Genomic DNA, 13,184 nt, shown 5'->3' on the forward strand with positions numbered 1-13,184 from the left:
TGACCGTCGTGCTGTCTGCCGCTACATGAAAAGGACACGGAAAGCCATGAAAACCATGAACAAACCGATGCCAGAGTTGATACAACGCCAGACTTTGGGGCTCGATAAAGGCTTTGACAGCGCTGCGGCACCGTAGCCAAAGGCTGGGAACCAAACAAGCGAAGCAGCCATTGTTCCGAGGAGGAATGCCCACTTATCCGGGCCGTAACTGGAAGAAATCGACCCGATGACGACGAAGAGGTCGACCCACGCAGCCGGGTTGATAACACTGACCACGAATGCAGCGACTGCGGGCCCCCTAATTTCCTGGGGTATATGGAAAGTGCGGCGGTGAGTTTTCTCCTTCACCGTCGTCGCTGTCTCCATGACCGTCGCTGTGGCCATCGTCGTTCCTGCGGTGGTCGATGATACGTCCGGCAGCTCCTCCTCATGCGGTTTGGTCTCAGAGACGGTTTCGGTCGCCAGCGTCTTGGGGTGGATGGCATCGCGGAAGCATGTGTACGCGAACCATAGGAGGTAGAGGAACCCTGCGTAGCGGAGGATCTCCAATACGATGGGAGCCTTCTGTAAAATCACACCGACACCTACACCGCTAAGCGCAATAAGCGTGATGTCGCACAGCGCACACACGGAGATAACCAGGGTGATGGCCTGGCGCCGCAGCCCGTACTTCAAAATGAGCGCGTTCTGGGGCCCGAGTGCCAAGATTAGGGAAAGGTTAAATAGCAATCCAGCAAAGAAAACGTTCACATACTTATTGTGAGTCAGCAACACACATAAGTAAAATGATAAATTCTCGGGTACCATAAAAGTAGCTTAACCTACGTGGGAGAATGTGGAGCAGTAATGAAACTTGAGCAAATGGAAACCCTCTTGGCGATCATCGACGAGGGGAGTTTCGAACGTGCCGCTACCGCGCTCGGGATTAGTGCGCCGGCTGTGAGTCAACGTATTAAGGCCCTCGAGCACAGTACCGGCAGGGTACTGGTGCGCAGGGAAACCCCGGTCTCCCCGACGGAGGCAGGCGAGGTCATTGCACAAGCTGCGCGGCGTGTGGCCTTGTTGCAGGCGGAGACCGAAGCAGCACTTGATCGGCGCCTGGCGAGCGTCCCCCTCAACGTGGCGATCAACGCCGATTCCCTCGCTACGTGGTTTCCGCCGGTGCTCCGTGAAGTAGCTCAGTGGGATTCAGCCTCCATTATGATGCGCTTGGAAGATGAGTCGCACTCGCTAGAACTCCTGCGCAGCGGTGATTGTCTTGGGGCTGTCACGCGCGAGTCCAAACCGGTCTCCGGGTGTGATTCCGTGCTTCTCGGCACGATGCACTACGTGGCCGTGGCGGCCCCCTGGCTGGCAGAGAAGTATACCCAGGACGGGGCCATTGATTGGGCACGCATACCTGCACTCCGTTTCGGACCCAGGGATTATCTGCAAGATCGTGATCTTGTTGGACGGCTTGATAATCCGCCGAAGCATCGGCGCGTGTCCGTAGTGCCGTCGATGGAGGCTTTTTTGCACTCCATCGAGGCCGGTTTGGGGTGGGCTATCGTAGTGGATACGCAGGCTAAGGAGATGATCGGGAAGGGGGTTGCTGTGTGGCTTGATAATCAGGTGATTAGCGCAGATTTGTACTGGCAACACTGGCGCCTTGAGTCGCCCCTTCTTGAGCTCCTCACCTCTGCTGTAACCCGCGCCGCTCGTGCCAATATCCCGCCGCGTCCGTCGCTCTAGTGATCCCAGCCGAAGAATTCAGACTGCCAAGTTTCGGGATTTTTGACTCTTTCCGATTCTGCGATCTCTCCGGGAAGAGACGTTCCCGGAGTGAAAGGCGAGCCACCTAACTCCTCTCGGTGGTGCGGCGTGACGAGGCCAGAAAGGTCTGGTCCAACGGGCACAATTTGGGAGGGGCTATTTTCCTTGTGCACGATGTAGTAATGCTGCTTCATCTCTGTGAAGTCGCACGTGTCGCCGAATCCTGGTGTCTGGAAGAGGTCGCGGAGGTAGCCCCACAGGTTCGGCATCTCAGTGATCTTGTTTCTGCTGGCTTTGAAATGACAGTGGTACACGGCATCGAAGCGAATCAACGTGGTAAATAGGCGAATATCGCCTTCAGTGATGTGGCTTCCCATGAGGTAGCGTCGGTGTGCGAGGCGCTCTTCCAGCCAATCGAGGGCCGTTCAGAGGCGGTGGTAGGCATCCTCGTAGGCTCCCTGGCTCGTGGCGAAGCCGCGCCGGTAGACACCATTGTTCACCTCAGTGAGGATGCGTTTCATCACCGGTTTCATTTCTTCCCGGAGTTCAGCCGGATAGAGGTCGGGTGCGTCCTTGTGGTGGAACTGCCTCCATTGCTGCCCAAAATCGATGGTGATGTCGGAATACTTGTTCGTCACCACCTTGCCAGTGGACACTTCAACGATAGCGGGCACAGTGATGCCATGGGGGTACTCGGGGTAGCGCGCGAAGTAGGCGTCCTGAAGCCGGGGGATCCCTAGAACAGGATCAACGCCCCCTGGATCAAGGTCGAAGGTCCACGAGCGCTTGTCGTGCGTGGGACCCGCCAATCCGAGAGAGATTGCATCTTCCAGGCCGTAAAGCCTGCGGGCAATAATAGTGCGGTGCGCCCATGGGCAGGCGCGGGCAGCGATGAGACGGTAGCGATCCTTTTCCACTGGCCAAACAAACGATCTGTCATCTGTTTGCTGTGGTGCAGATCCTGGTTCTAGATCGGCGACTATGCGGTCGTCAATGTAGTTGGTGTCGCGTACAAACTCGCCTTTGTCGTTGTTCGTGCGGTTTTCAGCGTCGCCCGCCCAGTCAGTATCTTTCGTCTTCGTCATGCAATCTAGTGTACGCATCAACAAAAGGTGACGGCGCGCCCGGAATGCGAAAACCGACAAGGTGGCATGTTCGTCCTTTAGGCTAGGGGCGTGGATAAGTTCAACACGCCAGATAAAGCAAGCCCCGTCGATTTCGATTCTGAGATCCCCACCTACACCGGCACCGCCGAGGGGAAAACCGAGGTTTTTGGTTCGCCTGATAGCCAGAAGACGACGGCCTTTAGTCGTCCAGGGCGTGCGAAGCCACAGGTTATTAGCCCCACGCCGAATGAAAACGCGGCAACTGCCGTGTTCTCGGCTTCAGAGTCGCCGGACGCAGATTTTGCGCCGACCGTGTCTACTCCGGCACCGAGTGTCCCAAGCCTCGCCACGGCGATTTCTACGCCCGCCACGACGGTAGCAGATTCCACTAAAGGCTCCTCTTATAGGCTTGGTTCTGCAGTGGAGGAGCCTGAAGAAGAGATCGCCGATTCCCGTCGCGGGACAATCGACTTCGGTCTCCTGCTCCTTCGGCTCGCCTTTGGTGGCTTTCTCGTCTTTGAAGCGATAAAGGTGTTCTTCAATCTCGGAGATGGGGGAGGCCTCGCTGGTATGAAGGACGCGTTCGCTTCCTACAGCATTCCCACGGTTCTGGCCATCGCCGTCCCCGCGATCGAGCTCACCGCAGGAGTCTTCCTTGTTCTCGGCCTTCTGACACCTGTCGCTGCGGCGCTGGCGCTCGTGGCAACGGGGTTTAACGCCCTTCACATGTTTGTTCAGAATGACACAACGAGCCTGTTCTCGGTGTCGCCGGCGGTAACACTTGCAGTCCTTCTCCTAGGTATCGCCCTCGCATTGCAGTTCACCGGGCCGGGGAAGATCGCCTTAGATTTCTCCCGGAGTTGGGCACGGAGACCACGTGCCTCCAGCTGGATCTGGTTCATCCTTGGAATCGTCGGCGCCGGCGCGCTCTGGTGGTTCGGTGCAGGAATTAACCCGTTGGCCTAGCAGCATTCATCGCCCCGCCTCGGCGGGGCTTTTTCGTGCGGACGTTACAGGGAGGTGTTGACAGGCGAGAGCATAGAGCGCCAACACAGCTAGGGCGAGCCAGACGTAGTCCGAGACTAAGAAGGTTTTCCACCAGGAAAGAGCATAGAGGTCAATGGCATCGCCGAACCACCATTTGGGAGGATTCGTCACCATGAGCAGAGTCCACATCCCCAGGACGAAGCCGAGGGCACGTGGCCTGCCAAAAACCGTGTACCACCGCCAAGCGAAGACGGGGATGAAAATGGCGACCCAGACCCAGTGATGTGACCAGGAAATCGGCGAAATGAGCAGCATGAGAATCGCATTGCAGAGCCAAGCGTCCACGTCTAGACCACGGCGGACGAGGGCGACCATCAGCCAGCCGACAAGTCCGATAGCCGCAAAGGACAGCACGAGCCACGTCACGTTGAGGAGCCCCGAATGAGCGTTCAGTGCGTCCTCAGAAGTGAACCACCGCATGATCATGCCCTTAAACGAGGAGTTGGACTGGTACGCAGTGTTTACGCCCGCGTCCTGACCGGAACCGAGCCCTAACAGGGTGGAGGAAAAGTACTCCACAGTCACATCCCAGCGAACGGCGGCCGCAATAAGCGTCGCAAGGATTGTCGAGGCGAAGCTGACAAGGATTGCGCGAATGTTCCGGTTCAGCAAGAAGAAGAAAAGCATGACGAGGGGTGTAAGCTTGATTGCCACAGCGATGCCGATGAGCGTTCCCTGGGGAAGAAACCTCCGTCGGGGGACAAGATCAAGTACAACGAGTCCCATGATGATGATGTTGATCTGTGCAAACGACGAGTTGAGGACGATGGGCTCCAACAACATGACCGCCGGCCACGTCACTGCCACAAGGACGTGCTGTGTAGTCGTCGACGTGCCAGCCGGAGTGAGAATAGCTCGAGCGACAAGATGCAGGCAGGTAAGCAACAACAAAGCGGAGGACGCGATCATGATATCGCCGGCTAGCTTCACGCCGAGCAAGGCCAACGGAACCATGACCAAGGCGCCAAACGGGGGATAGATAAACGGCAGCAGAACTGTTCCCACTTGCATCGGCTGGGAATATACCTCACCACCACGGATGAACGTCCGCACACCTTCGATATAGATAGCCATATCAATGGGTTCATCGTTCATCCGAACCTGCTGCCACAGCACTGCGAGCCCAGCGACAAGCCCCACGGTGATGAGAGCCGTGGGGTAAAGGGCTAATCCTTTATCCGCTCCATTCCTGGTCGCCACTCCCTGGTTCGGTTCACGCCTGTCAGGCACGTGCCTATCTGCGTTGTGCCCGTCCGCCACTTGTTTTTGCATGCGCACCTTTCGTCTCGACTCACTCCATAATCGCACACGCGCACAGAAAGGCGGGCATGTGCCGGGATTACAGTGCGTTCATGAGCCGGGATTACAGAGCGCGCACTGCACCTTTGTCTGCGGAGGTAGCAAGCTTTGCATAAGCCTGTAGAGCCTTGGACACGACACGATTTCGCTTCGGTGTCCACGGGTGCTCGGAGTTTTCCATCCGCTCACGGCGACCCTGGAGCTCCTCCTCGTCCACATCGAGGGTAAGAGTGCGGTTGTGTACAGAGATAGACACGGTGTCGCCATCCTCGATCAATCCGATGAGCCCGCCGTGGGCAGCCTCGGGAGAAATGTGTCCAATGGACAGTCCAGAGGTACCACCGGAGAACCGGCCGTCGGTGATGAGCGCGCAAGACTTGCCCAGGCCTGCACCTTTGAGGAAGCTCGTTGGGTGCAGCATCTCCTGCATACCCGGTCCTCCCGATGGGCCCTCGTAGCGGATGACCACGCAGTCACCCGGCTGAACCTCGTGGTTGAGGATCATGGAGACAGCCGCCTCTTGGCTGTCTACCACACGGGCGGGGCCGGAGAATTCCCAGAGATCCTCGTCAACACCTGCGGACTTCAACACCGCACCGTCTGGAGCCAGATTGCCACGGAGGATGACGAGGCCACCGTCGGAGGTGAACGGGTGGTCGACATCGTGGATGACACCGGCCACGGGGTCGGTATCCAGGTCGTCCCACCGGGTGGACTGTGAGAACGCCTCGTTCGTGCGTGTGCCACCGGGTGCGGCGTGGAAGAGCTCGATGGCTTCATCGGTGGCGTGCCTGCCACGGATGTCCCAATCGTTCAACCACGTGTCCAGATCGGGGTAAATGACGGAGCGCACGTCCTCGTTGAGCATGCCAGCCCTGTGTAACTCTCCGAGGATGGCGGGAATACCACCGGCACGGTGGACATCCTCAACGTGCGCGGTGCCGTTTGGGGCGATCTTGGAGATACAGGGAATTACGTGGGAAAGCTCGTCAATATCGTCGAGGGTGAAGTCCACCTCGCCTTCCTGCGCGGCAGCGAGCGTGTGCAAGATGGTGTTGGATGAACCGCCCATGGCCATATCCAGTGCCATGGCGTTGCGGAACGCATCACGAGTGGCGATTGAGCGCGGCAAAACCGAATCGTCTTCCTCACCGTAGTAGCGCTTGCACAGCTCCACGACGGTGCGCCCGGCGCGGGTAAACAGATCGCGGCGGGCGGTGTGGGTGGCGAGCGTCGTTCCATTTCCAGGAAGAGAAAGTCCCAATGCTTCCGTCAAGCAGTTCATCGAATTTGCCGTGAACATGCCGGAACAGGAGCCGCACGTCGGGCACGCGGATTCAACGATTGTGCCGAGCTCCTCGTCGCTCACGTTGTCATCGGCTGAGTACTGGATGGCATCGATGAGGTTGGAGTGGGACTTAGCCTGGCCGTCGACGACGATGGCTTTGCCTGCTTCCATCGGGCCACCCGAGACGAACACGGCGGGTATGTTCAGTCGCAGCGCTGCGTTCAGCATGCCTGGGGTGATCTTGTCACAGTTGGAGATGCACACCATGGCATCTGCAGTATGCGCGTTGACCATGTACTCCACCGAATCAGCGATGATCTCGCGGCTTGGTAGCGAGTACAACATGCCACCGTGGCCCATAGCAATGCCGTCATCCACGGCGATAGTGTTGAACTCCTTGGGTACACCACCAGCCGCGCGTACCGCTTCAGCAACGATATCGCCGACGTTTTTGAGATGAACATGCCCAGGAACGAACTGTGTGTATGAGTTGACGATGGCCACGATCGGCTTACCAAAGTCCTCTTCGGCGGTGCCCGTTGCCCGCCACAGTGCCCGTGCGCCAGCTGCCTGCCTGCCTACGGTTGTGACCTTTGAGCGAAGTTGAATCATGATGCGCTCCTCCTTGTGCCTGAAAGTGACCGGTAAAACCAACACAACGATGTATCTGGGGCGAATAAACGCCTTCACAGGTTGTGGTAAACATACCTTAGTCGCTTTCCCCCGGAAAAAATCCCAAAATGTGGTTAGTGTGTTCCGTCTGGCGGGAGAGAATGAGAAAAGCCACGTGCTGGGGCACGTGGCTGAAGGGGTAAAAGCGCTGTACTACTAGCACATCGTGCTACTCGTACTTTTTCGTGCGCGTGTTGCTGCTAGTGCTTTTTCTTGCGTGCTGCGCGCTTCCGGTCAAGATCTTCGGCCACTTTTTGTTCGCGCGCTTCCGCCTCCTCTTTGGAAACCAGTACTTCGTGGCCGTCCTTCGAGACGATTCGTACTTTGTCCTTGGCGGCTTCGTATCCATCGGTGTAGACGTCCGGGATGCGGCCACCGGAGGCCGCTGCAAATTTAGGAATGCTGTTAAAGGTGACGGCGGGGAGGGGGAGAAGGCGGCCATCCTTTGCTACTGCCAGTGTTCGCGACTTTTCAAAGCGTAGCTTGTCAAACTCGTCCCATGTCATGGATTGTGGCGCCTTAAAGGCGTAGCGTGCCGTGATGCCCGTCTCTGAGGCGACCGTGGTGGAGGAGCGAAGTGCCCACCAGACGAGGAGGGTGGGGATAATGACAAAAACATAGACCCACAAATCCCTGCCTGCAGCGATGAAGATAAAGAAGAGGAAGAAAAGAGCGGCGGCAAGGTGTCCCTTGGAGGGGGTGAACCTGGCGGCATTGCTGGGCGCGTTCGTCTTTGGCATGGGGCTTATTCTATGGCATTCCGGGCATCCCGCATGCATAGGGTGATTGGGGTGTAAGCTTGAAAATCTCGCCAAATGGGATAAGTATCCCAAATTTGGGGGTAGCGCAGTTGCGGTAGTGGAAGACCCGCTATAAAGTCTCAGACATGACAAATCTTCGACTTCTAGTGGTAGTGATTACCGAGCGGTGCAGGCCGCGGGCGCTACCAATGTCGTCGTAGAAAAAGCAACAGATGCTTTTATTCGCCCCCGTCTTCGCGCCGCACCCCGGTACCGAAGGCGGGGGTCTTGTCATATCACGTCAGGGCCATCCGCACTCATAGACGTAAACCGCACCATGGTTCACCCCACCTGTTGCGAAACGACAACTCCACCGAACCGCCCACGCCACACGGGGCAGATGAAGGGAAAGGGTACAAGGTTGTGACAAAAGGTAAACCCCCAACTCCAGCCAGCTTGCCCAAGAAGCTCAAAAACACGGCTTCTGGGCAGCACGAATCCGTCAAGCCGATCACGATGACAGGAGCAGAAGCCGTCGTGAGGTCTCTAGAAGAGCTCGGCGTAGATACCATCTTTGGTATTCCTGGTGGTGCTGTCCTACCGCTGTATGACCCCCTCTACAGCTCGGAGAAGATCCACCACGTGTTGGTTCGTCACGAGCAGGGGGCGGGGCACGCAGCGGAAGGCTATGCCACAGCTAGTGGAAAGGTCGGTGTATGCATCGCTACCTCCGGACCCGGTGCTACGAATATCGTGACGGCGCTGGCAGATGCCAACCTCGATTCTGTTCCGATTGTCGCCATCACCGGTCAGGTTGGTCGCAGCCTGCTCGGTACGGATGCCTTCCAAGAGGCTGATACTCGTGGCATCACGATGCCTATCACAAAGCACAACATGATGGCTCAGTGCGCGGAGGATATCCCCCGCATGCTTGCGGAGGCGTTTCACATCGCCTCCACGGGGCGCCCCGGTCCCGTCCTTGTGGATATCCCCAAGGATGTGCAGAATGCGACACTTGAGTTTCAGTGGCCACCGGAGATGAACCTTCCCGGGTACCACCCGGTAACCGAGCCACACAAGCGGCAAATCTCCGAAGCCGTGGACCTCATCGCTGCTGCACAGCAGCCGGTGCTGTACATCGGTGGTGGCGTGATCAAGTCGGGTGCCTGCAAGGATCTCCGCGCGTTCGCTGAGTTCACCGGCATTCCGTTGGTAACCACTCTGATGGCGCTCGGCGCGATGCCAAAACATCACCCGTTGAATATGGGAATGCCAGGCATGCACGGCACGGTTCCGGCTAACGCTGCTCTCCAACGCTCTGACCTCATCATCGCTATCGGAACGCGGTTTGACGATCGCGTCACCGGCGATGTCGAGGCCTTCGCGCCCCACGCAAAGATCATCCACGCGGATATTGATCCGGCCGAGATCTCCAAGATCAAGGAGGCGGATGTTCCCATCGTCGGCGATGCGGCGGAGGTACTGCGTGCGCTGTATGCGGCCTACAAACAGGCCGGACACAGCAAGCTTGAGCTGGGAAAGTGGATGACCTACCTGAACAATCTGCAGTCGAAATTCCCGCTCGGATACGACACGTCCGATGGCGACGATATCGACCCGCAGTTTGTTCTGCAGAAGCTTGCAGAGATCGTGGGACCCGACGCGATCTACGTCTCTGGTGTGGGACAGCACCAAATGTGGGCTGCCCAATTCCTCGAGCTCGATGCGCCTCGTACATGGTTGAACTCCGGAGGTCTCGGCACCATGGGGTACTGCATCCCAGCTGCACTTGGCGCTAAGGCGGCATGTCCAGAAAAGAATGTGTGGGCGATTGACGGTGATGGTTGCTTCCAGATGACAAATCAGGAGCTGGCTACCGCCGCGATCGAGGGCTACCCACTCAAGGTGGCCATCATCAATAACGGAAACCTGGGCATGGTGCGGCAGTGGCAGACGCTCTTTTACGAGGAGCGCTATTCCAACACACACCTGGGAGACCGTGGCTCCTATATCCCGGACTTCGTCCTGCTCGCCGAAGCCCTGGGCTGCGTGGGCATCCGCGTAGAGCGTGAGGAAGACGTGGAGCCAGCGATCCGGAAGGCGCAAGAAATTAACGACCGCCCCGTGGTCATCGACTTTATCGTCGCCGAAAATGCCCAGGTGTGGCCGATGGTCGCCGCCGGTGCGTCGAACTCGGACATCGAATACGCGCGCGGATTGCGCCCGCTTTTCGACGAAGACTCGGCCGCCGAACGCCTCACCGCCATCGACGCGGCACTGCAGGCACACACAGCGCCCCATAATTCGGATCACTCGGATCTAGCTGCCCCTGGGCCCGCGCCCAAGGTGAGCTACTTCACCTACGAGGAGGAGAACAATGGCTAACCGCGAGAAATCGATGCACACGCTCTCCGTGCTGGTGGAAGATGTCGACGGCATTATGTCCCGGGTCTCCGGGATGTTCACCCGCCGCGGCTACAGCATGCACTCGATCAACTCGGCGAAGACGGAAGTTCCCGGGTTCAACCGGATCACTGTCGTCGTTTGGGCAGACGAGGTGCACATCGAGCAGATCACCAAGCAGCTGAACAAGCTCATCAACGTGATCAAGGTGGTGCGCTTCGAAGACGAGGCTGCTATCGCCCGTGGCTTCCTCATGGTGAAGGTGGCGGCCGACACATCAAATCGGCCACAGGTGGTGGATGCAGCGAAGCTGTTCCGTGCACGCGTCATCGATGTAGCCCGGGAATCGGTCATCATCGAGGCGACCGGCGGTGAAGCGAAGCTCAAGGCACTGCTTGAGGTGCTGGAGCCTTTTGGGATTCTGGAGCTTATCCAGTGTGGCCAAATCGCCCTGGGCCGCGGACCACGGACAATGATGCCCCCGGCGCTCCGCCAGCAAAATTAAACTACTACTACACGGGCGGATTCACACCATGGTGATTCGTCCACCCGGATTCACCCTATGCAGATTATCCGCAGACGGTTCCGCATTCGAAATATCTTCCGTGAAAGGATACTGACACACAATGGCTATCGAAGTTCTCTACGACGATGACGCTGATCTGACCATCATCCAGGGCCGCAAGGTCGCCATCATCGGCTACGGCTCCCAGGGCCACGCGCACGCGCAGTGCCTCCGTGATTCTGGTGTCGAGGTCGTCGTCGGCCTCCGCGAGGGATCTAAGTCCGCAGTGAAGGCAAAGGAAGCTGGCTTCACTGTTACGTCCAACGCTGAGGCAGCCGCATGGGCTGATGTTGTCGTCCTGCTGGCTCCGGATACCTCCCAGGCAGCTATTTACGAAAAGGACATCGCACCGAATCTCAACCCCGGTGACGCACTCTTCTTCGGCCATGGCCTGAACATCCACTTCGACCTCATCAAGCCGGATCCGTCTATCACCGTCGGCATGGTTGCTCCGAAGAGCCCCGGTCACCTCGTACGCCGTCAGTTCGTAGATGGCAAGGGCGTTCCAATGCTCATCGCGGTCGATCAGGATCCGGAGGGCAACGGCCGTGACCTCGCCCTCAGCTATGCTGCAGCTATCGGCGGTGCCCGTGCCGGCGTGATCCCCACCACCTTCAAGGATGAGACGGAAACCGACCTCTTCGGTGAGCAGGCCGTCCTGTGCGGTGGCCTGGAGAAGCTCATCATGACCGGTTTTGAGGTGCTGACCGAGGCTGGCTACGAGCCGGAGATGGCCTACTTCGAGGTACTGCACGAAATGAAGCTCATCGTTGACCTCATCTATGAAGGTGGCATCGGCAACATGAACTACTCCATTTCCGATACCGCAGAGTACGGCGGATACCTGTCCGGCCCGCGCATCATCGATGACTCCGTTAAGCAGAAGATGAAGGACGTCCTGAAGGACATCCAGGACGGCACCTTTGTTGGCCAGCTGCTCAAGAACATTGAGGGTGGCAACAAGGATCTTGAGGCTCGTCGCACGAAGATCGCCGAGCATCAGATTGAGAAGACCGGCGCTGAGCTCCGTGACCTCATGAGCTGGGTTAAGAACCCGCTGAACGATACCGCTCACTAGCTCACCGCTCATTATTCGCAACGGTTGTTTCTCGCCGTAGCGGTACCTTTGCACACGGGACACACCGCCTCGCCTTCCGCGAGGCGGTGTGTTTGTCGTTTGCACCTTGTCTGATTGTCTACATGTCTGCTTGTCGACGACGTGTCGTCGCTTCGGTTTACTGCCTCTTCTCGGCTCGCCGGTGAGCCGGGACGGATGACGTGACGGCACCCGAGGGCGTCGACAAGCAAAAGGGAAACGAACCGTTACAGTGGAGGCATGGAGATAACCTACACAGCCGTTAGCTTTGAGCGCTGGGTGCGTGAGTTGGTGCGCGAGACACTGCGGTTCATTGCCATTGACGGGCGTGGAGGAGCAGGGAAATCGACGCTTGCTGCTCGGGTGGCGGAGCATCTCGGTGCCCCCGTGGTGCACGTCGACGATGTGTCGTGGAATTACGGTCGCTTCGACTGGGCGGATGAGCTAAAGAAGGGCATTGTCGACCCGCTTCTGCGTGGCCTCGATGTGAATTACGTCCCGCCGGGGTGGAAACCCCACGGCAGAACGGGGGCCATTGTCTTGCCGGGGAGCGCACCTGTCGTGCTCATAGAGGGGACGGGGATCATCCGACCCGAATTCGACTGGAAGAGCAGTGTGTGGGTGGCCGGTGACATACAGGAGCAGCGCCAGCGCTGCATAGACAGGGGAGAGGATCCGGCCTTTTTCGATGCTTGGCAGGACAAAGAAATTTCCTTCCTGGAGCACATGACACCGTGGGCGCACGCGACGTGGATCGTCGACGGCTCTGACGTTATGGGCGACACCCTTGCCGTTGCACGGCTGAGAGGTCAGAAGGAACCGTGAGAACCGGAAAGGTGAGCAGAAGAAAAGCCCTGTAAGCGGCAACGCCCGTAACCGAAATCGGTTGCGCGACCGCAAGGAAGCGCGAGCGCAAAGAAGCGCGAGTACGGAGAAACCCGAGCGGTAAGAGGTACACCCGCTGAGGAGTGAGAGCGGAAATAGGTGCGACCGCTAAGAAGTGAGAGCGGTCGAGATGTGCGATCGAAAGAGCACAGTGAAACCTATTCCACTGCCTCCAACAAAGGGTATCCTTAGTTTTGAAGTAAAAGTTTGCAGGCGGTATCAGGCTAGGAGAAACCGTGGAAGCTCACAATCATGCGCATGACGAGCACGAGCACCCACATGCAAGGGGGCACAACCACCATCATCATGCCGGGCACCATCATGCCGGGGC

General features: G+C 58.0%; 11 protein-coding genes and 1 pseudogene. 7 read left to right on the forward strand and 5 right to left on the reverse strand.

The features are described from left to right. Positions 1-21: 21 nt before the first annotated feature. Positions 22-705: a LysE/ArgO family amino acid transporter gene (locus HMPREF3044_RS01600; RefSeq protein ID WP_246820827.1), complete on the reverse strand. Its 684-nt coding sequence runs from the start codon at positions 703-705 to the stop codon at positions 22-24. A gap of 141 nt (positions 706-846) precedes the next feature. Here HMPREF3044_RS01600 and HMPREF3044_RS01605 point away from each other — a divergent pair, with 141 nt between their 5' ends. Then, on the forward strand, positions 847-1,731 hold the full coding sequence (locus HMPREF3044_RS01605; protein WP_005392241.1) for an ArgP/LysG family DNA-binding transcriptional regulator: 885 nt from the start codon (positions 847-849) through the stop codon (positions 1,729-1,731). Here HMPREF3044_RS01605 and HMPREF3044_RS01610 read toward each other — a convergent pair. Further along, positions 1,728-2,837, reverse strand: a pseudogene (locus HMPREF3044_RS01610) (glutathione S-transferase family protein). The gene HMPREF3044_RS01605 and the pseudogene HMPREF3044_RS01610 sit on opposite strands and share 4 nt — an antisense overlap. A gap of 90 nt (positions 2,838-2,927) precedes the next feature. Here HMPREF3044_RS01610 and HMPREF3044_RS01615 point away from each other — a divergent pair. Beyond that, positions 2,928-3,824 (forward strand): DoxX family protein, encoded by an 897-nt coding sequence (locus HMPREF3044_RS01615; RefSeq protein ID WP_070739009.1) that lies wholly within the window; start codon positions 2,928-2,930, stop codon positions 3,822-3,824. 6 nt (positions 3,825-3,830) lie between these two features. Here HMPREF3044_RS01615 and HMPREF3044_RS01620 read toward each other — a convergent pair whose 3' ends face one another. Together HMPREF3044_RS01620 and ilvD are read right to left on the reverse strand one after the other, a co-directional pair. Next, positions 3,831-5,177: a glycosyltransferase family 87 protein gene (locus tag HMPREF3044_RS01620; protein WP_005392245.1), complete on the reverse strand. Its 1,347-nt coding sequence runs from the start codon at positions 5,175-5,177 to the stop codon at positions 3,831-3,833. A gap of 91 nt (positions 5,178-5,268) precedes the next feature. Then, positions 5,269-7,104: a dihydroxy-acid dehydratase gene (gene ilvD / locus HMPREF3044_RS01625; protein ID WP_040429091.1), complete on the reverse strand. Its 1,836-nt coding sequence runs from the start codon at positions 7,102-7,104 to the stop codon at positions 5,269-5,271. Here ilvD and HMPREF3044_RS12835 point away from each other — a divergent pair. Then, a complete protein-coding gene (locus HMPREF3044_RS12835; protein ID WP_141759618.1) occupies positions 7,103-7,324 on the forward strand; it encodes a hypothetical protein in 222 nt (73 codons plus the stop codon). The two genes, ilvD and HMPREF3044_RS12835, sit on opposite strands and share 2 nt — an antisense overlap. 40 nt (positions 7,325-7,364) lie before the next feature. Here HMPREF3044_RS12835 and HMPREF3044_RS01630 read toward each other — a convergent pair whose 3' ends face one another. Next, positions 7,365-7,904, reverse strand: coding sequence for a PH domain-containing protein (locus HMPREF3044_RS01630; RefSeq protein ID WP_070739010.1), 540 nt, complete (start codon positions 7,902-7,904; stop codon positions 7,365-7,367). A 423-nt stretch (positions 7,905-8,327) separates the two neighbouring features. Between HMPREF3044_RS01630 and HMPREF3044_RS01635 the strand changes: the two genes are divergently transcribed. The 4 genes from HMPREF3044_RS01635 to HMPREF3044_RS01650 all read left to right on the forward strand — a co-directional run bounded on the left by HMPREF3044_RS01635 (position 8,328) and on the right by HMPREF3044_RS01650 (position 12,793). Beyond that, positions 8,328-10,289 (forward strand): acetolactate synthase large subunit, encoded by a 1,962-nt coding sequence (locus HMPREF3044_RS01635; protein WP_141759619.1) that lies wholly within the window; start codon positions 8,328-8,330, stop codon positions 10,287-10,289. After that, the gene (gene ilvN / locus HMPREF3044_RS01640) at positions 10,282-10,812 is read left to right on the forward strand and encodes an acetolactate synthase small subunit (protein WP_005392250.1); all 531 of its coding nucleotides are present in this window, start codon (positions 10,282-10,284) and stop codon (positions 10,810-10,812) included. Before HMPREF3044_RS01635 ends, ilvN begins: the two co-directional genes overlap by 8 nt. Before the next feature lie 121 nt (positions 10,813-10,933). Beyond that, the gene (gene ilvC / locus HMPREF3044_RS01645) at positions 10,934-11,950 is read left to right on the forward strand and encodes a ketol-acid reductoisomerase (RefSeq protein WP_005392252.1); all 1,017 of its coding nucleotides are present in this window, start codon (positions 10,934-10,936) and stop codon (positions 11,948-11,950) included. Positions 11,951-12,208: 258 nt separating this feature from the next. Next, entirely contained in the window at positions 12,209-12,793 is a 585-nt protein-coding gene (locus HMPREF3044_RS01650; RefSeq protein ID WP_070739012.1) for a nucleoside/nucleotide kinase family protein, read from the forward strand. The last annotated feature ends 391 nt before the right edge of the window (positions 12,794-13,184 follow it).

Origin of the sequence: Corynebacterium sp. HMSC073D01, from assembly GCF_001815555.1 — a bacterium.
GTDB lineage: Bacteria > Actinomycetota > Actinomycetes > Mycobacteriales > Mycobacteriaceae > Corynebacterium > Corynebacterium glucuronolyticum.

Coding starts and splice junctions, on each gene's coding strand:
- HMPREF3044_RS01650 (WP_070739012.1), top strand. CDS start 12,209: ATGGAGATAACCTACACAGCCGTTAGCTTTGAGCGCTGGGTGCGTGAG.
- ilvC (WP_005392252.1), top strand. CDS start 10,934: ATGGCTATCGAAGTTCTCTACGACGATGACGCTGATCTGACCATCATC.
- HMPREF3044_RS01620 (WP_005392245.1), bottom strand. CDS start 5,177: ATGCAAAAACAAGTGGCGGACGGGCACAACGCAGATAGGCACGTGCCT.
- HMPREF3044_RS01605 (WP_005392241.1), top strand. CDS start 847: ATGAAACTTGAGCAAATGGAAACCCTCTTGGCGATCATCGACGAGGGG.
- HMPREF3044_RS12835 (WP_141759618.1), top strand. CDS start 7,103: ATGATGCGCTCCTCCTTGTGCCTGAAAGTGACCGGTAAAACCAACACA.
- ilvN (WP_005392250.1), top strand. CDS start 10,282: ATGGCTAACCGCGAGAAATCGATGCACACGCTCTCCGTGCTGGTGGAA.
- ilvD (WP_040429091.1), bottom strand. CDS start 7,104: ATGATTCAACTTCGCTCAAAGGTCACAACCGTAGGCAGGCAGGCAGCT.
- HMPREF3044_RS01630 (WP_070739010.1), bottom strand. CDS start 7,904: ATGCCAAAGACGAACGCGCCCAGCAATGCCGCCAGGTTCACCCCCTCC.